Source organism: Corynebacterium sp. LK2590, from assembly GCF_040946105.1.
Classification (GTDB): domain Bacteria; phylum Actinomycetota; class Actinomycetes; order Mycobacteriales; family Mycobacteriaceae; genus Corynebacterium.
In genome coordinates, this window is sequence record NZ_JAYWMH010000003.1 from 256,524 (window position 1) to 276,011 (window position 19,488).

18 protein-coding genes are annotated in these 19,488 nt (G+C 68.0%); 8 read left to right on the top strand and 10 right to left on the bottom strand.

What is annotated here, in order from left to right:
* The first annotated feature begins 30 nt into the window (after positions 1-30).
* Positions 31-1,437, top strand: coding sequence for an NAD-dependent succinate-semialdehyde dehydrogenase (locus tag VVR85_RS05845; protein WP_368520002.1), 1,407 nt, complete (start codon positions 31-33; stop codon positions 1,435-1,437).
* A 14-nt stretch (positions 1,438-1,451) separates the two neighbouring features.
* Here VVR85_RS05845 and glf read toward each other — a convergent pair whose 3' ends face one another.
* Positions 1,452-2,648 (bottom strand): UDP-galactopyranose mutase, encoded by a 1,197-nt coding sequence (glf, locus tag VVR85_RS05850; protein WP_368520003.1) that lies wholly within the window; start codon positions 2,646-2,648, stop codon positions 1,452-1,454.
* A 279-nt stretch (positions 2,649-2,927) separates the two neighbouring features.
* Here glf and VVR85_RS05855 point away from each other — a divergent pair, with 279 nt between their 5' ends.
* Positions 2,928-4,883 carry an N-acetylmuramoyl-L-alanine amidase gene (locus tag VVR85_RS05855; protein WP_368520004.1) on the top strand — a complete coding sequence of 652 codons (1,956 nt, stop codon included), beginning with the start codon at positions 2,928-2,930 and terminating at the stop codon, positions 4,881-4,883.
* A gap of 122 nt (positions 4,884-5,005) precedes the next feature.
* Here the strand turns inward: VVR85_RS05855 and VVR85_RS05860 are convergent, their stop codons facing one another.
* The 5 genes from VVR85_RS05860 to serS all read right to left on the bottom strand — a co-directional run bounded on the left by VVR85_RS05860 (position 5,006) and on the right by serS (position 10,614).
* Positions 5,006-6,010 carry an HNH endonuclease signature motif containing protein gene (locus VVR85_RS05860; protein ID WP_368520005.1) on the bottom strand — a complete coding sequence of 335 codons (1,005 nt, stop codon included), beginning with the start codon at positions 6,008-6,010 and terminating at the stop codon, positions 5,006-5,008.
* 83 nt (positions 6,011-6,093) lie between these two features.
* On the bottom strand, positions 6,094-7,560 hold the full coding sequence (gene glpK / locus VVR85_RS05865; protein ID WP_368520006.1) for a glycerol kinase GlpK: 1,467 nt from the start codon (positions 7,558-7,560) through the stop codon (positions 6,094-6,096).
* Between the two features lie 3 nt (positions 7,561-7,563).
* Entirely contained in the window at positions 7,564-8,382 is an 819-nt protein-coding gene (locus VVR85_RS05870; RefSeq protein ID WP_368520007.1) for an HAD family hydrolase, read from the bottom strand.
* A 2-nt stretch (positions 8,383-8,384) separates the two neighbouring features.
* Positions 8,385-9,332, bottom strand: coding sequence for a lysophospholipid acyltransferase family protein (locus VVR85_RS05875; RefSeq protein ID WP_368520008.1), 948 nt, complete (start codon positions 9,330-9,332; stop codon positions 8,385-8,387).
* A 22-nt stretch (positions 9,333-9,354) separates the two neighbouring features.
* Positions 9,355-10,614, bottom strand: coding sequence for a serine--tRNA ligase (gene serS, locus VVR85_RS05880; protein WP_368520009.1), 1,260 nt, complete (start codon positions 10,612-10,614; stop codon positions 9,355-9,357).
* Positions 10,615-10,716: 102 nt separating this feature from the next.
* Here serS and VVR85_RS05885 point away from each other — a divergent pair, with 102 nt between their 5' ends.
* The 3 genes from VVR85_RS05885 to VVR85_RS05895 are packed head-to-tail and all read left to right on the top strand — an operon-like array spanning position 10,717 to position 12,908.
* Entirely contained in the window at positions 10,717-11,469 is a 753-nt protein-coding gene (locus VVR85_RS05885) for a GntR family transcriptional regulator (protein WP_368520010.1), read from the top strand.
* Positions 11,470-11,493: 24 nt separating this feature from the next.
* Positions 11,494-12,549: a septum formation family protein gene (locus VVR85_RS05890; RefSeq protein ID WP_368520011.1), complete on the top strand. Its 1,056-nt coding sequence runs from the start codon at positions 11,494-11,496 to the stop codon at positions 12,547-12,549.
* 11 nt (positions 12,550-12,560) lie between these two features.
* Positions 12,561-12,908 (top strand): metallopeptidase family protein, encoded by a 348-nt coding sequence (locus VVR85_RS05895; RefSeq protein WP_368520012.1) that lies wholly within the window; start codon positions 12,561-12,563, stop codon positions 12,906-12,908.
* Here the strand turns inward: VVR85_RS05895 and VVR85_RS05900 are convergent.
* Together VVR85_RS05900 and pheA are read right to left on the bottom strand one after the other, a co-directional pair.
* Complete coding sequence (locus tag VVR85_RS05900) at positions 12,905-13,582, bottom strand: histidine phosphatase family protein (RefSeq protein WP_368520013.1); 678 nt, start codon at positions 13,580-13,582, stop codon at positions 12,905-12,907. The genes VVR85_RS05895 and VVR85_RS05900 overlap by 4 nt on opposite strands.
* 19 nt (positions 13,583-13,601) lie before the next feature.
* Entirely contained in the window at positions 13,602-14,507 is a 906-nt protein-coding gene (pheA, locus tag VVR85_RS05905; RefSeq protein ID WP_368520014.1) for a prephenate dehydratase, read from the bottom strand.
* A 33-nt stretch (positions 14,508-14,540) separates the two neighbouring features.
* Between pheA and VVR85_RS05910 the strand changes: the two genes are divergently transcribed.
* From VVR85_RS05910 to VVR85_RS05920, 3 genes are read left to right on the top strand one after another with little or no spacing between them, the layout of a single operon-like run.
* Positions 14,541-15,692, top strand: coding sequence for an amidase (locus VVR85_RS05910; protein WP_368520015.1), 1,152 nt, complete (start codon positions 14,541-14,543; stop codon positions 15,690-15,692).
* Entirely contained in the window at positions 15,689-16,459 is a 771-nt protein-coding gene (locus VVR85_RS05915; protein WP_368520016.1) for a CPBP family intramembrane glutamic endopeptidase, read from the top strand. Before VVR85_RS05910 ends, VVR85_RS05915 begins: the two co-directional genes overlap by 4 nt.
* A gap of 33 nt (positions 16,460-16,492) precedes the next feature.
* Positions 16,493-17,806 carry an LCP family protein gene (locus VVR85_RS05920; RefSeq protein ID WP_368520017.1) on the top strand — a complete coding sequence of 438 codons (1,314 nt, stop codon included), beginning with the start codon at positions 16,493-16,495 and terminating at the stop codon, positions 17,804-17,806.
* Here VVR85_RS05920 and VVR85_RS05925 read toward each other — a convergent pair.
* A complete protein-coding gene (locus tag VVR85_RS05925) occupies positions 17,803-18,720 on the bottom strand; it encodes a DUF5926 family protein (protein ID WP_368520018.1) in 918 nt (305 codons plus the stop codon). The genes VVR85_RS05920 and VVR85_RS05925 overlap by 4 nt on opposite strands.
* A gap of 21 nt (positions 18,721-18,741) precedes the next feature.
* Positions 18,742-19,446 (bottom strand): glycerophosphodiester phosphodiesterase family protein, encoded by a 705-nt coding sequence (locus VVR85_RS05930; RefSeq protein WP_368520019.1) that lies wholly within the window; start codon positions 19,444-19,446, stop codon positions 18,742-18,744.
* Between the last annotated feature and the right edge of the window lie 42 nt (positions 19,447-19,488).

Here is a 19,488-nt window from a genome sequence, read left to right on the forward strand (position 1 = left end):
AAGCCTGCGGCCCGCGCTATACAGGGCCATATGAGCACTTTTGCATTAGAGAACCCGAACACCGGACGTTCCGAAGAAGAATTCCCCCGCCTCGACGATGCCGCCCGCGACGACATCCTCGACCGCTCCACCGCCGCTTTTAACGAGTGGCGCACGACCAGCATCGACGAGCGCGCCGCCATCCTGGCGCGGACTGCGGACCTGTACGAAGAGCGCATCGATAAGCTGGCCGAGCACATCGGCCGCGAGATGGGCAAACTGACCCGCTGGGCCAAGGCCGAAATCCAGATCGTGGCGGATATCTACCGCTGGTACGCCGAGCACGCCCACGAGCTGCTGGCCGACGAGCACCTGCCGGCCCAGGGCGCGCACCACACCTTCGTGCGCAAGGAGCCGCTCGGCCCGCTGCTGGGCATCATGCCGTGGAACTTCCCCTACTACCAGGTCGCGCGCTTCGCCGCGCCGAACCTGCTGCTGGGCAACACCATCGTGCTCAAGCACGCCTCCATCTGCCCGCTGTCCTCCCAGGCCTGCCAGGACCTGCTCGAGGAGGCCGGCCTGCCGCAGGACGTCTACCTGAACGTCTATGCCTCCGGCTCCCAGATGGACGCGTTTGTCGCCGATGACCGCATCAAGGGCGTGTCTCTGACCGGTTCCGAGGCCGCCGGCGCCGCCGTGGCCAAGACCGCCGGCGAGAACTACAAGAAGTCCGTCCTCGAGCTCGGCGGCAACGACCCGTTCCTCGTGCTTGACGATGCCAACCTCGACTGGGTCCTCGACCAGTTCGCCCTCATCCGCATGTACAACACCGGCCAGGCCTGCAACGCGCCGAAGCGGCTAATCGTGCTGGAGGACTTCTACGACCACGCCGTCGAGTACCTGACCGAGAAGATCGGCGCCATGACCGTCGGGCCTTACGACGACGAAAACGCCGACATCGGGCCGCTGAGCTCCATCGGCGCCCGCGACGAGATCGTCGAGCGGCTGGACAAGGCCGCCGCCGACGGCACCGCCACCATCCGCGTGGGCGGTGGCAAGGTCGACCGCGACGGCGCCTACATGGAGCCGACCCTGCTGACCGACGTCGACCGCCACGCCGACATCGGCTGCAACGAGATCTTCGGCCCGGTGGCCGTCATCTACAAGGCCCGCGACATCGAAGAGGCCATCGCGATCGCCAACGACTCCGACTACGGCCTGTCCAGCTCCGTGTGGTCGACCGACCTGGAGCAGGCCAGCGCCGTGGCCGCCCGGCTTAACGACGGCATGACCTTCGTCAACGAGCACGCCGTGACCGCCGCGGGCCTGCCCTTCGGCGGCATCAACCGCTCCGGCTACGGCCGCGAGCTGGCCCGCTGGGGTGTGGGCGAATTCGTCAACGAGCACCTCTACCGCGTCAGCGGGCAGGACGATGCCGGCCAGTCCCCCGCCCTCTAATCGCCGCTAGTCTCCTAGTGGCCGCGCTCCTGCTCCAACGGCTTGCCGTCGTTGAAGTAGGGCGCGATTTTGTTGTCGAACATCGACAGCGCCGAGCCGATGGCCATGTGCATGTCCAGGTACTGGTAGGTGCCTAGGCGCCCGCCGAAGAGCACCTTGTTCTCGCGGGCCTCGGCCGCGGCGAGCTTGCGGTAGGCCTCCAGCTTGCTCCGATCCTCGGGGGTGTTGATCGGGTAATAGGGCTCGTCGCCCTTGTCGGCGAAGCGCGAGTATTCCTTCATGATGACGGTCTTGTCCTTGGGGTAGGCATCGCCGCGCTCGGGGTGGAAGTGGCGGAACTCGTGGATGCGGGTGTAGTCCACGTCGGCATCGTTGTAGTTCATCACCGGGGTGCCCTGGAAGTCGCCGGTGTTCAGGACCTCCATGTCGAAGTCCAGGGTGCGCCAGCCCAGATCGCCCTCAACGTAGTCGAAGTAGCGGTCGAGCGGGCCGGTGTAGACCACCGGCGCGTCCGGGTTGGCCGCGCGCAGCTCGTCGCGCACGTCAAACCAGTCGGTGTCCAGGCGGACCTCGATGAGCTCGTGGGAGGCCATGTTCTCCAGCCAGGCGGTGTAGCCGTCGACCGGCAGGCCCTCGTAGGTGTCGTTGAAGTAGCGGTTGTTGAAGGTGTAGCGCACCGGCAGGCGGGTGATATTCGCCGCCGGCAGATTCTTCGGGTCGGTCTGCCACTGCTTGGCCGTGTAGTTCTTGATGAAGGCCTCGTAGAGCGGGCGGCCGATGAGCGAGATCGCCTTCTCCTCGAGGTTCTTCGCTTCCTTCGGGTCGAACTCGCCGGCCTGGTCCTGGATGAGCTGGCGGGCCTCGTCCGGGCTGTAGTAGCGGCCGAAGAACTGGTTGATAAGGCCCAGGCCCATCGGGAACTGGTAGGCGGTGCCGTCGTGCATGGCGAACACGCGGTGCTGGTAGTCCGTGAAGTCGGTGAACTGGTTGACGTAGTCCCACACGCGCTTGTTGGAGGTGTGGAACAGGTGGGCGCCGTACTTATGCACCTCGATGCCGGTCTCCGGCTCCCGCTCCGAGTAGGCGTTGCCGCCCAGGTGGTTGCGGCGTTCGACGATGAGCACCTTCTTGCCCAGCTGCGAGGCCGCTCGTTCCGCGATTGTCAGGCCAAAGAAGCCGGATCCAACGATAATGAGGTCATAGTCAGTCATGCCTCCTAGCCTAAAGGAGCCCCGCCGGCCCGGCAGGTCTGCCACACGGGAAAACGGCGCGCCGCACTGTTCCCACTCGTCACATTTGTCACTCGGGTATCATTTTTCTCAATTGTTTACTATGCTTTACTGCGGACTCAGATCTGACTGATGCTTGCCGCCACCCCCTAGGCCCGGCAGGCACCACAATTTTAGGGAGAATTACCAGTGCAACTACGACGTCGACTTGTCCCCACGCAGTCGAAGTGGGCCACCCCGGTGGTGGCTATCATCGCTTCGGTGTCTGTGGTTGCCGCCGCAGTTTTCGCCGGCAACGACATCCTGAATACCCAATCTGCGGGTAACGGGCTCATCGAGACCACCACCAGCCAGGCGAACTTCGGCGACGGCGAGACCGTCGTCGTCGACGACCCGGCCATTGCCGCCCAAGGCGGCGAAGGTGGCCCCCGCGCCGTGAAGGAATTCCACCAGGACGAGCCCTTCTCCCAGTTCGCGCTGACCTGGGAAGGCGGCGACAAGGATCTTGCGGCCTTTGTGCGCCCGCAGCTTGCCGACGGCACCTGGGGCGAGTGGTACGACGCCGAGCCGCTGGGCATCGAGACCGGCGGCACCAACGGCACGGAGCTCATCTTCATCGGTGAGACCCAGGCCGTCCAGGTCTCCGTGGGCAACGTCAACCTCGGCGCCCCGTCCGAGGCAGAAGTCGCCGAGGCCGGCGGCCAGGCCAACCCCGACCGCGACTCCGACGCCGCCCCGGCCGAGGAGAAGCCTGCGGACAACTCCCGCGACAATTCTGCCGAGGCCCCGACAAAGGAAACCACGAGCCCGCTGCCGACCAACTATGGCGATATCGCTCCCGTCGCCGAATCCGTCGACCAGTCCGCGGGCATCGATGCCGCAGATCTGAACGCCGTCTTCATCGACGGCAACGCGCAGGAAGGCGGCATCGAGCCGACCGCCTTCGCCTCCAACGGGGCGCCGCAGGTGGTTTCCCGCGCCGGCTGGGGCGCCAACGAGGGCATCCGCTGCCAGGGCCCGACCTACGACGATCGCGTCAAGGCGCTGACCCTGCACCACACCGCGGGTAGCAACAACTACACCCGTGCACAGGCAGCCGCCCAGGTCCGCGGCATCTTCAGCTACCACGCCCAGACGCTGGGCTGGTGCGATATCGGATACAACGCACTCGTCGACAAGTACGGCACCATCTACGAGGGCCGCTACGGCGGACTAGACAAGGCCGTCCAGGGCGCCCACGTCGGCGGCTTCAACTCGAATACCTGGGGCATTTCGATGATCGGCAACTACTCCACCGCCGAGCCCACCCAGGCGATGCTTAACTCCGTCTCCGAGATCGGCGGCTGGAAGGCTGCTATCTCCGGCTTCGATCCGGCCGGCAAGTCCGTTGGCCTGTACTCCGGCGGCTTCCGCGGCTCCAAGTTCCCCGCGGGCTCTACCGCCTACGTGCCGGCCTTCCACGGCCACAACGATCTGCACAACACCGCGTGCCCGGGCAACAACACCATGAAGTACTGGTCCCAGATCCGCTCCAACGCGCACAAGAAGTACGAGGCCGTCAAGAGCGGCGGCAGCTACCAGCCGTCGACGCCGGCCCCGTCCACCGACAACTCCGGCGATTCGGGTAATTCCGGCAACGGCGATAACGCCGGCACGGCCGGAAACACGGGCGGCGCCGGCACCCCGGTCGAGTCCTCCGTGGGCGGGTCCTCCATGTCGACAGCCGACATCCAGGCCGCCGCCACCATCGCCGCCGCCGTCGCCGGCCTGGCGATTACCGCCGGCGCCCTGACGGTGCCGAACAAGGACCAGGAAGTCGTCGAGGGCCTGACCCTGGGCCAGGTGCCCGAGATTATCTCGAAGGTCGTCAGCTTCCTGGGCGACCCGGCACTGCAGCAGTCGTGGGGTTCCATCCTCAACGCCTTCGGGCCTCTCCTGGGCCTGCCGCAGGGCGGACTCGAGGTGCTGGATCAGGACACGTTCTACCAGCTCTTCGAGAACGGCGTCGTGCTCTCCTCCGGCGATAACTCGCAGGCCTACGCTCTGGTCGGCGAAATCGCCAAGGTCTGGGCCGAGGGCGACAACGCCCAGCAGCTGGGTATGCCGACGACGAACCAGTACTCGGTCGGTGGCAAGGCCGTCCGCGTGGACTTCGAAGGCGGCTACATCACCTACGACCCGGATACCCAGCAGGTGCAGCTCCACACCAACGATTAGCCTCCGGCGGGCACGCTGAATGGGCGTTCACGGTCTGTTCCGTGGACGCCTCTTCGCGTGTTCTTGTCGCGGTGTTCTTGCTGCTTTGCTGCGCGTCTGCCGCTGGGTGGGCCGCCGGCGCGCTAGGCCGGCACGCGTTCGGGTGGTATCCACACCACCCGGCCACCGACCCTCGCCATCCGGCCCCGAGTCTGCGCCGGGCCGGGCCCGTCCTCGTTGGCACCGTTATGGTGCGGACACAACGTCGCCAGGTTCGCCGCATTCGTCGGACCACCCGAGTCCCACGACTGCAGGTGATGGACCTGGCACTCATCGGCACCGGCCAAACACTCCGGCCAGGCACACACCGGGTGCTCCATCAACGCCAAACGCCGCTGCTTCCACGACGCCAAACGCTCATCTCGGTAACAATTAACGGGCCCTGCTACCGGGTCAAAGACCCCGACGTAGCCGACCTGCTCAAACGCCCGGGTCACCAACTCCGCACCACTAATCACCGCCCCGTTGGTTAGCTGCACCGTAATATCCGCGGCGTCCTGACCGCCGACCAAGTGCCCGAAAGCCTGAAGGTTTAACACCACGTTGGTCGTCACCGACGCGCGCACCCCAGCACCCTTGGCACCGTCGCCGTCACCATCGCCGCCGGTGAAGACCGCGCGGGCATCCTCGACGGTGCGTACTTGGGCTTTGATATCGGCGACGAGGCCGGCGTCGGCGATAAGGCGCATCGACCATAAGCCCTCGGCCGAGCGGCGGTAGATCACCCCCGGCTGCGGCGTCGGGGCGGGGCGGGCCTCCTGGATCTTGCGGCGGGCTGTGGCGGCCATTTGCTTGGCGTCAACCGGCTGGGCGGAAAGCTCTTCCATGATGCGCCAGGCATCGTTTTTGTTTTTGACCCGCCGCAGCACCCCGCGCAGTACGTCGAGCACGGGTAGGCAGTGCCCGTGGCGGGCGGCGTTCGCGCGCACTCGGCGCTGGCGGCCGGCGTGCTTGACCGGGCCGAAAAACACGCCGGCCAGGTCGAAAAGGCGCTCCAGCTCGTCGCGGCCGGAGCCGGCGGCCGCGCGCTCGGCATCCCAGTCGGCGTGCCAGGCGCCCTCCACGATGTCGATTCCGGGCTGGGTCACGGCAGCCACGAACCTAGAAAACAATCCCCCGATGTCATGCCCCACACCCTAAGGCAGGACCCACCACCCCGCAACCGGAACGGCTAGTCCTCCCAGCCCAGGGTGCGCTCGACGGCCTCGTTCCAGCGGGAAAAGAGCTGGTCGCGGGTGCCGGCATCCATCTGCGGCTCCCAGCAGGTATCCACGCGCACCAGCGATTCGAGCTCGTCCAAGCTGGACCACGTCCCGCAGCCCAGGCCGGCGGCGAAGGCGGCACCCAGCGCGGTGGTCTCGATTTCCTGTGGCCGCACCACGGTCGCGCCGAGGATGTCGGACTGCAGCTGCATGAGCAGCTCGTTTTCCACCATCCCGCCGTCGACGCGCAGCTCCTCGATGGCCACCCCGGAGTCCTGGACCATCGCCTCGACGACCTCGCGGGTCTGGAAACACGTCGCCTCCAAGGCGGCGCGAGTGATGTGGGTCCGGTCGGCGAAACGGGTGAGCCCCACGATGACGCCGCGGGCATCGGGGCGCCAGCGCGGCGCGAACAGCCCCGAAAACGCCGGCACGATATAGACCCCGCCGTTGTCCTCGGCCGCGATCTCCTCCGAGCTGGCCGCGTCCGGGATAATCCCCAGCTGGTCCCGCAGCCACTGGATGAGCGAACCGCCCACCGCGACCGAGCCTTCCAACGCATAGACCGGATCCCTGCCGGCGCACTGGTAGGCCACGGTGGTCAGCATCCCGTGCTGGGAGTATTTGCGCTCCGCGCCGGTGTTGAGCAGCAGAAAAAGCCCGGTCCCGTAGGTATTTTTCGCGTGCCCGGCGGAAAACCCGGCCTGCCCGAACAGGGCGGATTGCTGGTCGCCGAGTACGCCCGTAATCGGCACGTCCATGAGCGTGCCGCGGTGGCGAACGGTGCCGAAATCCCCGATGGAGGGCCGAATCTCCGGCAGGATGCAGCGCGGGACACCGACCGCATCGCACAGCTCGTCATCCCAGTCCAGGGTGTCCAAATCCATCAGCAGGGTACGCGAGGCGTTGGTCACGTCGGTCGCGTGCACGCGCCCGGCGGTCAGGTTCCACAGCAACCAGCTATCGATGGTCCCGGCCAGCAGCTCCCCCGCCTCGGCCCGCTCGCGCGCCCCGTCGACGTGGTCCAGAATCCACGCGATCTTCGGCCCGGCCGGGTAGGAATTGGCCAGCACGCCGGTCTTGCGCAGCCACTTGTCGGGCTCGTCGAAGCGGTTCGCGTTGCGGGTGTCCTGCCAGACGATGGCCCGGCAGATGGGCTGCCCGGTCTCTTTCTCCCAGACCACGGCGGTCTCGCGCTGGTTGGTGATCCCCAGGGCATCGATGTCGCTGGCGGCGATGTCGACGTCGACCAGCGCCGCCGAGACCGCCCGGCGCGTGTTGCGCCAGATCTCCCGGGCGTCGTGCTCGACCCAGCCCTGCTGGGGCATCAGCTGCCGATGCTCGTACTGCGCCGACCCACAAATCCGGCCCGTGGCATCGACGATGACGCACCGGGTGGAGGTGGTCCCCTGGTCGATGGCGGCGATATACGTCATGGGCTAGAACCACCTTTCCAGAACGCGGGCAACACCAGCCTGACCGTTGGTTTCGGTAATGATGTCGGCGGCTTCCTTGACGTCGTCGTGCGCGTTGCCCATGGCCACCCCGCAGCCGGCCCAGCGCAGCATCTCGATGTCGTTGGGCATGTCCCCGAAGGCGATGACCTCGCTGGCCGCCACCCCGTAGTGCTCGGCCAGGTAGGACACGCCGTGTTCCTTGGTCACGCCGGGGGCGGCGATCTCGAGGAGCCCATCGGGCATGGAATAGGTGACGTGGGCGTCGGTGGCATCGACAAGCGGGGCTAGGCGCGCGTACATCTGCGCCGAGGTCATGTCCAGGTTGCGGACGATGAGCTTGACCGCGGGCTCGGCGACGACATCGGCCCGGTCGGCCACGCCGTAGCCGGGGTAGTCGGTGCGGGCGGCAAAAGGGGCGTCGACGACGTACATGTCCTCGGTCGGGTCGGCCGCGGAGGTCCCGGCGCGCTCGGCCGCCACGGCGATAGATCCCAGTACTTCCTCGGCGCGCTCGACGATGCCCGCCATCACCGCCGGCGACAACTCCTCGGCGCGCACCACGCGGTCGTCCAGGGAGTCGTAGACCACGGCGCCGTTGGAGGTCACGCACAGGGGCCGGACGGGCAGCTGCTCGAGGACCGGCGCTATCCAGCGGTAGGGCCGGCCGGTGGCCAGGGCGAAGTGGGCGCCGGACTCGATAGCGCGGACGACGACGTCGCGGGTGCGGGCGGTCACCCGGTGCGCGGGATCGATGAAGGTGCCGTCAATGTCGCTGGCGATAAAACGCGGGGCGGGAACCACTACTAGGCCTGTTCCTTGCGGCCCATCCGGGACAGGCGCCGCAGCTGTCGGTTGGCTTTCTTGGCCAGCTTGTCGTCGGCCTTGCGCAGTTCCTTGGCGGTTTTGCGCTCGGCCTTCTGCTTGCGCTTGCGGGCCTTTTCGGCCTTGTCGGCGGCGTCCATGCGGTTGGCCTCGTCCAGGGTGGGTGCCACCCCGCCGCCGGCGGCCGGCCGCCACGCCAGGCCGTCCTCGAAGGGGCCGTGGTCGCGGTCGTAGTCGGCGCGCACCTGGTCCAGCAGGGCCTGCATGGCGGATTTGAGCCGGTCCATGTCGGCGACGACGTCACCGGTGACCTCGATGGGCGCGCCGACCTTGACGTGCACCGGCAGGTGGTTGCGGCCCAGGTTCTTCTTCCCGCCCTTGGTCCAGATGCGCTGGGAGCCCCAGCAGATCATCGGGATCAGCGGGACCTCGGCGGCCGCGGCGATGCGGGCCGCGCCGTTTTTGAACTCCTTGAGCTCGAACGAGCGCGAGATGGTCGCCTCCGGGAAAATGCCGACCAAGTGGCCGGCGTTGAGGTGCTCGACGGCGGCATCGACGGCGCCGGCGCCGCGGGCGCGGTCGACGGGCACGTGTTTCATCGTGCGCATGAACCGCCCGACGACGGGCACGTCGAAGATTTCCTTCTTCGCCATGAAGCGCACCAGGCGGCGTCCGCGCAGGTGGGCCGGCATGGAGCCGAAGATGAAATCGTAGTAGCCGGTGTGGTTCATCGCCAGCAGGGCGCCGCCGTAGGCCGGGATGTGTTCCATGCCTTCCACGGTGGTGACCACACCCTGCCAGTGCAGGACGCGGCGGGCCAGGCTGACGATGCCCTGATACATCGCCTCCGCGGCTTCGGCGTGCAGCCGGGTGTGCTCGGTGCCTTCCGGGATCCGGAACAGCCCGGAGCGCAGCTCGTACTTGGTCATCGGGTGGCGTCTTTCCGGGACTTTACTTCTTGGGCTCGAGAACGTCCTTGCCCACGAACGGGCGCAGGGCCTCGGGCACGACGACGGAGCCGTCGGCCTGCTGGTGGTTTTCCAGGATGGCCACGAGCCAGCGGGTGGTAGCCAGCGTGCCGTTGAGCGTCGCGGCGATGCGGGCCTTGCCGCTGTCGTCACGGTAGCGGGTCTGCAGGCGACGGCCCTGGAAGGTGGTGCAGTTCGAGGTCGAGGTCAGCTCACGGAAGGTGTCCTGGGTGGGGATCCAGGCCTCGGTGTCGAACTTGCGGGCGGCCGAGGAGCCCAGGTCGCCGCCGGCGACGTCGATGATGCGGTAGGGCACCTCGACGGCCGCGAGCATCTCGCGCTCCATGTTCAGCAGCTTCTGGTGCTGCTCTTCGGCCTCTTCCGGCTTGCAGTAGACGAACATCTCCAGCTTGTCGAACTGGTGCACGCGCAGGATGCCGCGGGTGTCCTTGCCGTAGGAGCCGGCCTCGCGGCGGAAGCAGGACGACCAGCCGGCATAGCGGATGGGGCCGTCGGAAAGGTCGATGATCTCGTCCTTGTGGTAGCCGGCCAGGGCCACCTCGGAGGTGCCGACCAGGTAGAGGTCGTCGCGCTCGAGGTAGTAGATCTCGTCCGAGTGCGCACCCAAGAAGCCGGTGCCGGCCATGATTTCGGGGCGGACCAGAACCGGCGGGATCATCAGCTGGAAGCCGTGCTCGCGGGCCTTCTGGGCCGCCAGCATCATCATGCCCAGCTGCAGGAAGGCGCCATCACCGGTGAGATAGTAGAAGCGGGCGCCGCCGACCTTGGTGCCGCGGGTGGTGTCGATGAGGCCGAGGGACTCGCCCAGATCCAGGTGATCCTTGGGCTCGAAGTCGAAGGTCGGGACCTCGCCGACGTGCTCGAGCACCACGAAGTCGTCCTCGCCGCCGGCGGGAGCGCCCTCGACGACGTTGGACAGCTGGTACTGCAGCTCGTTGACCTTCTCCTCGGCCGCCTTCTGCTCGTCTTCTGCGGCCTTGACCTTGGCCTTGAGCTCGTTGGAGCCTTCCAGCAGCGCGGGGCGCTCCTCCGGGGAAGCCTGGCCGATCTTCTTGCCGAAGGCCTTCTGCTCGGAGCGCAGGTCATCGGCCTGGGAGATGGCGGAGCGGCGGCGCTCGTCGGCGGCCAGGAGGGCATCGACAAGCGCGGGATCCTCACCTCGGGTGACCTGAGAGGCACGGACGACGTCTGGGTTTTCGCGGAGGAATTTTAGATCAATCACGCATTTGATCCTACCCCACGACCCTATGGTTTGTATCCCCAACTCGACACCAAAATCCCATTTGCTTGCGGTGGTAATAACCAGGGCCTTACGATGGGAAATATGACCAGCCATCCGCACCTGCCACCGCGGGACATCGTGGACGGGCCCATCCCCAAGCACGCGCAGCTGCGCGACATCCTGGACGAGGTCTGCCGGACCACGCTAAAACCGGGGGATTTACTCCCCGGCGAGCGCCTGCTCGAAGAGACCTACGGGGTCTCCCGCATCACCGTGCGGCGGGCCATCGGCGACCTAGTAGCCGCCGGCCGGCTGCGCCGCGTCCGCGGCAAGGGCACCTTCGTCGCCCCCAACCCGCTGGTCTCCCGGCTGCACCTGGCGTCTTTTTCCGACGAGATGGGCGCCCAGGACGTAACGGCCTCGTCGAAGATCCTTTTGTCCGGGCGCACCGCCGCCCCCGAGGAGGTGGCCAAATTCTTCGGCACCGAACCAAACGTGCCGCACACCCACCTGCGCCGCCTGCGGCTGGGCGACGGCGAGCCCTATTCCATCGACGACGGCTGGTACAACTCGGCCTACGTGCCCAACCTGCTAGAAAACGACGTCTACAACTCCGTCTACAACATCCTCGACACCGACTTCGACGTCCCTATCACCGAGGCCGACCAGACCGTCACCGCCATTGCCGCCGATGCCGAGGTCGCCGACCTCCTCGAAGTCGATCCCGGCACCCCGCTGCTGCACATCATCCGGCAGTCGCGCTCGCGGGAAAAGCCCGTCGAGTGGTGTTCCTCGGTCTACCGCACCGACCGCTATCGGCTGACCACCCGCGTGGTTCGTGCGCTCGAACCTTAATGGGAAGGTAAACTGGCAATCCTTATGAGCACTGTGAAGACTTGGCGTTCCGCCGCCGCCATCCAGATTGCGCTGTGTGCTGCGCTCATCGCGGCGGTTTTCGTGGGCTCCTACGAGGTCGTAAGCAATTCCCAGGACTCTGCGACCCAGGCCGGTGGCGGCGGGACCGGCGGCGAGGCCGGCTCCGAAACCGAGGGCCCCGCCCCGACCTTTACCACCGCCGACAAGGGCTCCTGCGTGACGTGGGACTTCAGCGGCTCCGGCGAGGTCACCAACTTCGAGCAGACCGATTGCGGCGAGGAGCACCGCTTCGAGGTCGCCTCCCGCGAGGACCTGAGCATCTACCCGACCAGCGAGTTCGGCGAGTCGGCCCCGCGGCCTGACATCGAGCGCCAGGCCAAGCTGCGCGAGGAGCTCTGCCACGGCGCCGTGCTCCAGTACCTGGACGGCCAGTACGATCCGTCCGGGCGCTTTTCCATCGCCCCCATCCTGCCGCCGAAGGCCGCGTGGGACGAGGGCGACCGCACCATGCTCTGCGGCCTGCAGACCACCGACGAGCGGGGCACCCCGCTGGAGACCAAGGGCAAGGTCGCCGAGGTGGATCAGGCCAACATCGCCAAGCCGGGCGAGTGCCGCTACATCGACGACAACCAGGTGCTGCACACCGTCGACTGCGCGGATCCGCACCAGCTGGAGACCACCCAGATCGTGGACCTGTCGGCCCAGTTCCCGGACTCCTACCCCGCCGACGAGGACCAGAACAGCTACCTCGAAAAGACCTGCACCGACGCCGCCATCGAGTACCTGGGCAGCGAGGAGGCCCTCTACCAGTCCACGCTGCAGCCGTACTGGGGTTCCATCTCGGAGGCCTCCTGGAACGGCGGGACCTCCTCGGTCAACTGCGCGCTGATGCACCCCAATGACCAGGCCGGCTTCTCGGAGATCACCGGTTCCGCCCGCGACGGCCGCGACGCCATGCTCATCGATGGCCAGCCGCCCAAGGAACAGCCCAAGCGCAACCCGCGCCGCGAGGACGCCGGCGCCTCTACCCCGGCTCCCGCACCGGCGCCGGCTCAGTAAGATCAGCAAAGATGTACGCCGTCAGCGAGGAGCGCTTCGACGAACTAGTCGACGACGCGCTGGATAAAATCCCCGAGGAATTCGCGCGTCGCATGCGCAACCTGGCCATCCTCGTGCGCGATTACCACGAGGACGACCCCTACACGCTGGGCCTCTACGAGGGCGTGGCCCTGACCGAGCGCACCCATGACCACACCGGCTTCCTGCCGGACGCCATCTTCATCTACCGCGGCGCGCTCCAGGACTACTGCAACAGCGAGGAAGAGCTAGCCCACGAGGTGGAGGTCACCGTTTTCCACGAGCTGGGCCACTATTTCGGCATCGAGGAAGAAGACCTCCACCGCCTCGGCTGGGGCTAGCCCAGGTCGGTGTCCGCCCACTGGGTGGCGGTCCAGTGGCCGAAGTCCTCGCCGCGCGGCTCGAGGACGGTGTAGCGGCAGTTCGGCAGGTAGCCGGTGAAGGCGAAGTCGGCATCGATGCCGGCGGCGTGCCGGGTCATCACGCGGATGGCCGCGCCGTGGGAGACGACGATGGCGTCTTTTTCGGCGCCGGCGGATTCGGCATCGGCCAGCTGGGCGGCCAGGTGTTCGAGGACCGGGCGGTAGCGGCCGTCGACGTCGGGGTAGGTCTCGCCGCTGGGCAGGCAGGCCGCGGGATCGCCGTCGATCCAGCCGCGCAGGGCGACCTGGAAGCTGCGGTGGGCGTCCTCGCTGTTGTCCATCTCGAAGTCGCCGACGAAAATCTCGTGCAGCCCGGGCACCACGTCCACGGCGACGGAGAACTCGGGCAGGCCGGCCTCCACCTCGAAGGCGCGCATGGCCAGCTGCGCGGTCTGCTGGGCGCGCAGAGCCACGGAGCAATACACCGGGCCCAGGCGCTCCGCGCCGACGATGCCCGCCAGCGCCCGGCCGGCGTCCTGGGCCTGGTAGCGGCCCCGTTCGGACAGCTCCGCGCCCGGCGGGCGGGTGTCGAGGCGCCGGTTGATATTAGATAAGGTCTGGCCGTGCCGAAGCAGGATGATTCTACCGCTCATACCTGCCTACTTTAGGGTCTTATGCGCCGGATTGCAGGGCGCGGACCCAGGCATCGGCGGCGGCGAGATCCGGCATCGTGGGCGCGGGGGCATCGGCCTGCCCGGCGGGCCAGGATCCGAGGAAGATGATCTCCTCGCAGCGCAGCCACAGCGCGCGCAGGGCCTCGGCGACGGGGCGGTCGTCGATGTGGCCGTACAGGTCCACGTAGAAGCGGTAGGTGCCCATCTTCCGGCGGGTCGGCCGCGACTCGATGCGCGTCATGTCCACCCCGCGGTGCGCGAACTCCTGCAGGGCGCCGACCAGGGTGCCGGGCTGGTTGGGCAGGGTGAAAATGACGCTGGTCCGGTCGTGCCCGGTGCGCGGCGTGGGCCGCCCCGGCGGGCCGACCAGTACGAAGCGGGTGGCGGCCCCGGCCACGTCCGCGACCCCGGCGGCGTGGGTGTGCAGGCCGAAGAGCTCGGCGGCCCGGGCGGGCACGGCCGCGCAGTCGACGTCGCCGGCGGCCACGGCCTGCGCCGCCGCGGCGTTCGAGCTCGCGGGGTGGAAGTCCACCTCCGGCAGGTTCTCGCGCAGCCAGCCGCGCACCTGCTGATAGGCCACCGGGTGGGTGCTAAACGTGCGGCACGCGGCCAGCTCCACCCCGGGCCGCGTCACGACGGAAAAGACCACCGGGATATCGACCTCGCGGTAGATCTGCAGCGGGGAGCCCTCGACGACGGCGTCGAAGGTCGCGGTCACCGCGCCGTCCACGGAATTCTCGATGGCCACGCAGGCGCGCTCGGCCCCGCCGGCGCGCACTAAGGCGCAGGCGGCGTGGGGGGAATCGACGGCGACGGGCTCAACGTCGCTGCCGGCCGTGAGCTCGCCCAGCGCGGCCTCGGTAAAGGTACCCGCCGGTCCTAGGAATGCAACCTTCATCGTCATGCGCTCTAGCCTAGCCGGTTAGGCTGTAGACCTATGGAATTCTCCCACGCGCAATTGGCCGCGGATTTGGCCGGGCTCGACCCCCGCGAGCACGGCTTTACCTATATCGACCACGAGCGGCTGGCCCACCCGGGCCCGCCGCGGCCCGGTCGGTTGAGCGGCTGGGTGTTAAGCGCGAAGGACCTCAACGACGTGGCCGGGATGCCCACCACGCTGGGCTCGGCTAAGCGCGCCTACTTGGCCACCGAGACCGATCCCTTCATCGCGGAGCTGGAGGCGGCCGGCGCCGACATCGTGGGCAAGTCCGCCGCCCCCGAGCTGGGCCTGCGCGTGGACACGGAGCCGGTGGATCTGCCGCACCCGGACAACCCCCGCTACCCCGGCTGCACCCCGGGCGGGTCTTCCGGCGGGGCGGCCATCCAGGTCGCCCGCGGGCTGGTGCGCGCGGCCCAGGCCAGCGATGGCGGCGGGTCTATCCGCGTGCCGGCCGCCGCGTGCGGGGTCGTCGGCTTCAAGCAATCCGGCAGGGAGCTGGGCGTGCCCGGGTTTATCACCCGCTCGGTCGCCGATACCGCCCTACTGCACGACCTGCCGTTGAAAACGCCCGGCCGGTGGCGTATCGGCGTGCTGACCCAGCCGCTGTTCGCCGGCGTGCGGGTGGCCGACCACATCCTGCGCGCCGTCGCCGAGGCCGCCGCGGCGCTCAAGGCCGCCGGCTTTGAGGTCATCGAGGTCTCGCCCTACCCGCATTCGGAGGAGACCTTCGCCGCCTTCACCCGCATCTTCTCCTCCCGGATGGCGGGGCTGGGCCCGCAGGAGGGCTACGCCGAGTGGGTCCGACAGCTGGGGCGCGGCTTCAGCGACGCGGAGGTCGACCGCGCCCACCAGCACGCCGCCCAGCTGCCGCAGCTGTTGTCCGGCTACTGGGCCGTCGATGCCCTGCTCACGCCCATGCTGGCCTTCGATCCGCCGCGCATCGGCGCGTTTAACCGCCTGCCGCACGCGGAGAATTTCGCGGAGCAGACCCGCTGGTCGCCGTGGGGTTCGCTGTTTAACGTCGCGCACCTGCCGGCGATTAGCCTGCCCTGGCAGGTCCCCAACCACCCGCCCGTCGGCGTGCAGCTGGGCGGCATCACGCTTGCCGATGCCGAACTCCTCGCCCTAGCCCACCTCCTCCACCCATGACGCCGGAATCCCCGACCCCGGCGGTCACGGCCCGGCGCACGCTGGTGGCCGAGGTCATCATCGTCCTGTCGCTGTCTTTTGGCGTATCCGGCGTGCGCTCGCTGCTGCGCCTGGTGGATTCGCTACTGGATCCGGCGCCCCTTTCCGAGCAGTCGGTGACGCTGAATTCCTCCCAGTCCGCCATCGCGTGGCTGGACGTCGGCCTGCAGCTGTGCTCGGCCGGCGTGCTCTTTGCCTATGGCGCCCTGGCGCTCTACCTGCTGCGGGTGGGGCCGGCGCCGGTGCGGCGGGCATCGCTGAGCGTAGGCGGGGACAGCCTGCGCGGGGCGGGGCTGGCCGCGCTGATTGGCCTGCCGGGCCTGGCCCTCTACGTCGGCGCCGTGCACCTCGGGCTGTCCAAGGTGGTTGTGCCCGCGGAGTTTTCCCACCCGCTGGTCGAGGCGCCGGTGCTGCTGCTGTGGTCGGCGGCGAACGCCTTCGGCGAGGAAACCGTCGTGGTGGCCTGGCTGATGACCCGGCTGAAACAGCTGGGCTGGAAGCTGCCCGCCGTGCTGGCCGCGACTTCTATTCTGCGCGGTTCCTACCACCTCTACCAGGGGATTTCCGCCGGTTTCGGGAACCTGCTCATGGGCGTGGTCTTTGGCTATTATTACCACCGCACCGGCAAGGTCGCGCCCCTTATCATCGCGCATTTTCTCATCGATGCCGTGGCGTTTATCGGTTATTCCCTACTCAGGGATCCGTCGCTTTTCGGTTTGTTGGGCTAGGTCTGGGCGCGGGCGCCTTGTAGGCTATAGCGCATGAATTATTCAGGACGCGACCATGACCGGGAATCCCGCCGCGCCGGCGATGACTTCGTGCGCGGGGCGGACGGTCGCATCCTGAAAGACCGCTACGGCCGGCCCATCCGCAAGCGGCCCACAGGCTCGCAGGCCGCGTCACATGCCGCCCCGCCGCGGCAAACGCCTCCCCGGCAAACGCCACCGCGGCAGACGCCGCCGCGGCAGGTTCCCCCGGCGCAGCCCCAGCAGCAGGCACAGCAGCAGCCGCCGCGCCAGAAACCGCTGCCGGCCTACGCGCAGCCGCACTACCAGCAGCAGTACCGCCAAGAACACCGCCAGGACTACCCGCCGCAGCCGGAGGCCCCGCGCCGCTACCGGGTGCCGGCGCCGCCGGAGGGGCATCGTCCGCACCGGCGCCGCAAGCGCACCAGCCCGGTCAAGGGCTGCCTGGGCTGCGCCGGCTGGGTGCTGGCCATCGTGGTGGTCGCCAGCCTGGTGCTGATGCTCTGGGCCGATACGCGGCTGACCCGCGTGGAAGCCATGCCCGAACAGCAGGTGGCCAAGACCGCCGGCACCAACTGGCTGCTGGTCGGCTCGGATTCGCGCCAAGGCCTCACCGAGGAACAGCAGGCGGAGCTGGGCACCGGCGGCGACGTCGGGGTGGGGCGCACGGACACCATCATGCTGCTGCACATCCCGTCCAGCGGGAAGGCGCAGCTGATCTCCATCCCGCGCGACTCTTATGTCTCCGTGCCGGGCTTCGGCCAGGACAAGGTCAACGCCGCCTTCACTTACGGCGGCCCGCAGCTGCTGACCGAAACCGTCGAGGGCGCCACGGGCCTGCACATCGACCACTACGCCGAGATCGGCATGGGCGGGCTGGCCAACGTGGTCGACTCCGTCGGCGGCGTCGACATCTGCGTGGCCGAGCCCATCAACGACCCGCTGGCCAACCTGGACGTCCAGCCCGGCTGCCAGAAGCTTGACGGCCCGACCGCCCTGGGTTACGTGCGCACCCGCGCCACCGCCATGGGCGACTTGGACCGCGTGGCCCGCCAGCGCGAATTCTTCGCCGCGCTGCTGGACAAGATCACCTCGCCGGCCACGCTGATTAACCCGTTTAGGACGGTCTCGCTGGTCAACCACGCGGCCTCGTCCTTCATCGTGGGCGAGCACGAGCACGTCTGGCACCTGGCCCGCGTGGCGCTGGCCATGGGTACCGGCGTGGAGACCCAGACCATCCCCATCGGCGGTTTCATGGACACCGAGGTCGGCAACGTGGTCCTGTGGGACGACGCGCAGGCTCAGCAGCTCTTCGATTCGCTGCGTTAGCGTAGGGTGACCTGGCGGGACTTCAGGTTCTGCAGCTGCTTGCGCTCGTCGGCGCTCAGCTGCGCATCGTTAGCGATTTCGGATTCCAGGGCGGCGTCGACGCGCTGGAGTTCGGACTCGAAGGAGGCCGGGTCGGCATCGGCCGGCAGGTCGAAGACTGGGGCGATGACGCCGTGGGTGCGGAAGACACCGGCGAACTTGGTGCCCTCGCCGAGGTTCATCTCCTCGCGGGCGGCCACGCGGGCAATCGCGTTGAGGAAAGGGGACTCGTCGTCGGTGGGGCGGACCCAGCGGATATAAGACTTGTCGCCGCCGGCGGCCCAGAAGGCGGTGCCGCTGATATCGGCGCCGACCGGGTGGGTCTCCACCACGGACTGGTTGGCGGCCTGCAGGGACTGCTGGACGGCCGGGTTGCTGGGAGCGCCCTCGGGCACCCACCAGGAAAAGTCCTGGAAGACCTCGACGTCGAGGTCTACGGAGGCATCGATAAGCTCGCTGAGCTGCGGCTCCGAACCGTCCGCGGCCGTGGACTCGAGGGTCTCGCCCGCGCCGTGGTTTTTCACCCAGTTCAGGGCGAAGGCCAGGTCGCGACCCGGGTTGTGGGTGTGCGACTGGACCTGCAGGGCCACGAAGGCGGCCCCGCCGTACTCGTCGTCCCGGATGAGCGCCGCCGATGCACCCGGCAGCACCGTGGCCAGGTACACGTCGCGGTCGATGCCCTTGACCGGCAGCTTCGCGTACGCCGAGGGGACGAACTCCTGCATGGCCACCAAGGTGGATTCCGCTTGCAGTCCGCCGAAGGGGCGCGGGTCCTTTTCTAGGGCAGCGCGCTCGGCCGCGCGGGCGGCGAGCTTGGCCTGCCGGCGGGACATGCCCTCCGGCAGATCTTCCTTTTTCTTCTTCTTTTTAGCCATGCCCCCTAAGATACCTGGCGTTTAATACTTAATGGCGTGGAGGGCGACTTCCGGCTGGTTCGTGGCCAGCACGTCGACGCCGTTGGCCCACGCCCACTTGATGTCGGCCTGCCGGTCCACGGTCCACAGGTAGGTCGGCAGCCCGTGCGCGCCGATGGCCGAGGGCTGTATCTTGGCGCGCATGAGCGACATGCCCAGGCCCGTCGCGTCCGGCAGCAGCATGTCCCGCCGGTTGACGTGGCGCTCCCAGTCGCGGCGCAGGTAGATGCGGTCCACCTGCGGCGCCAGCTGCCGCATGCGGCGGATGGCCCGGCGCGAGAAAGAAATGACGTGGATGCGCGGATCATTCAGCATGCCCGCATACCGTAGGCGCAGCACGACCTGCTCTTCCAGCACGTCGCCCGGGGTGCCGGGGTGCTTGGTCTCGATGTAGAGGTGCCGGTCGGTGGCGCGGACGAGTTCGAGCAGCTCGTCGAGGAGCAGCGGCCGCTGCCCGCCGCCGATGTCCGCGCGGGCGACCTCCGCCCACTTCATGCGGGAAATCACGCCGGTGCGGTCCGCGGTCCGGTCCAGCTTGGCGTCGTGGATGACCACCACGTAGCCGTCCTGGGTCAGGCGGACGTCGCATTCGATGCCCCAGATGTCCAACCGCAGCGCCGCCGCGAAAGATGCCTCGGAGTTTTCCGGGTATTTGCCGGAATATCCGCGGTGAGCCACGATATCCACGCGCGCAAGCCACCTCTTTTCTTCTGCCGCCCGGTTAGGTCT

Coding starts and splice junctions, on each gene's coding strand:
- glf (WP_368520003.1), bottom strand. CDS start 2,648: ATGACTGACTATGACCTCATTATCGTTGGATCCGGCTTCTTTGGCCTG.
- VVR85_RS05845 (WP_368520002.1), top strand. CDS start 31: ATGAGCACTTTTGCATTAGAGAACCCGAACACCGGACGTTCCGAAGAA.
- VVR85_RS05920 (WP_368520017.1), top strand. CDS start 16,493: ATGAATTATTCAGGACGCGACCATGACCGGGAATCCCGCCGCGCCGGC.
- glpK (WP_368520006.1), bottom strand. CDS start 7,560: ATGACGTATATCGCCGCCATCGACCAGGGGACCACCTCCACCCGGTGC.
- VVR85_RS05925 (WP_368520018.1), bottom strand. CDS start 18,720: ATGGCTAAAAAGAAGAAGAAAAAGGAAGATCTGCCGGAGGGCATGTCC.
- VVR85_RS05910 (WP_368520015.1), top strand. CDS start 14,541: ATGGAATTCTCCCACGCGCAATTGGCCGCGGATTTGGCCGGGCTCGAC.
- pheA (WP_368520014.1), bottom strand. CDS start 14,507: ATGACGATGAAGGTTGCATTCCTAGGACCGGCGGGTACCTTTACCGAG.
- VVR85_RS05885 (WP_368520010.1), top strand. CDS start 10,717: ATGACCAGCCATCCGCACCTGCCACCGCGGGACATCGTGGACGGGCCC.
- VVR85_RS05875 (WP_368520008.1), bottom strand. CDS start 9,332: ATGACCAAGTACGAGCTGCGCTCCGGGCTGTTCCGGATCCCGGAAGGC.
- VVR85_RS05915 (WP_368520016.1), top strand. CDS start 15,689: ATGACGCCGGAATCCCCGACCCCGGCGGTCACGGCCCGGCGCACGCTG.
- VVR85_RS05895 (WP_368520012.1), top strand. CDS start 12,561: ATGTACGCCGTCAGCGAGGAGCGCTTCGACGAACTAGTCGACGACGCG.
- VVR85_RS05890 (WP_368520011.1), top strand. CDS start 11,494: ATGAGCACTGTGAAGACTTGGCGTTCCGCCGCCGCCATCCAGATTGCG.
- VVR85_RS05900 (WP_368520013.1), bottom strand. CDS start 13,582: ATGAGCGGTAGAATCATCCTGCTTCGGCACGGCCAGACCTTATCTAAT.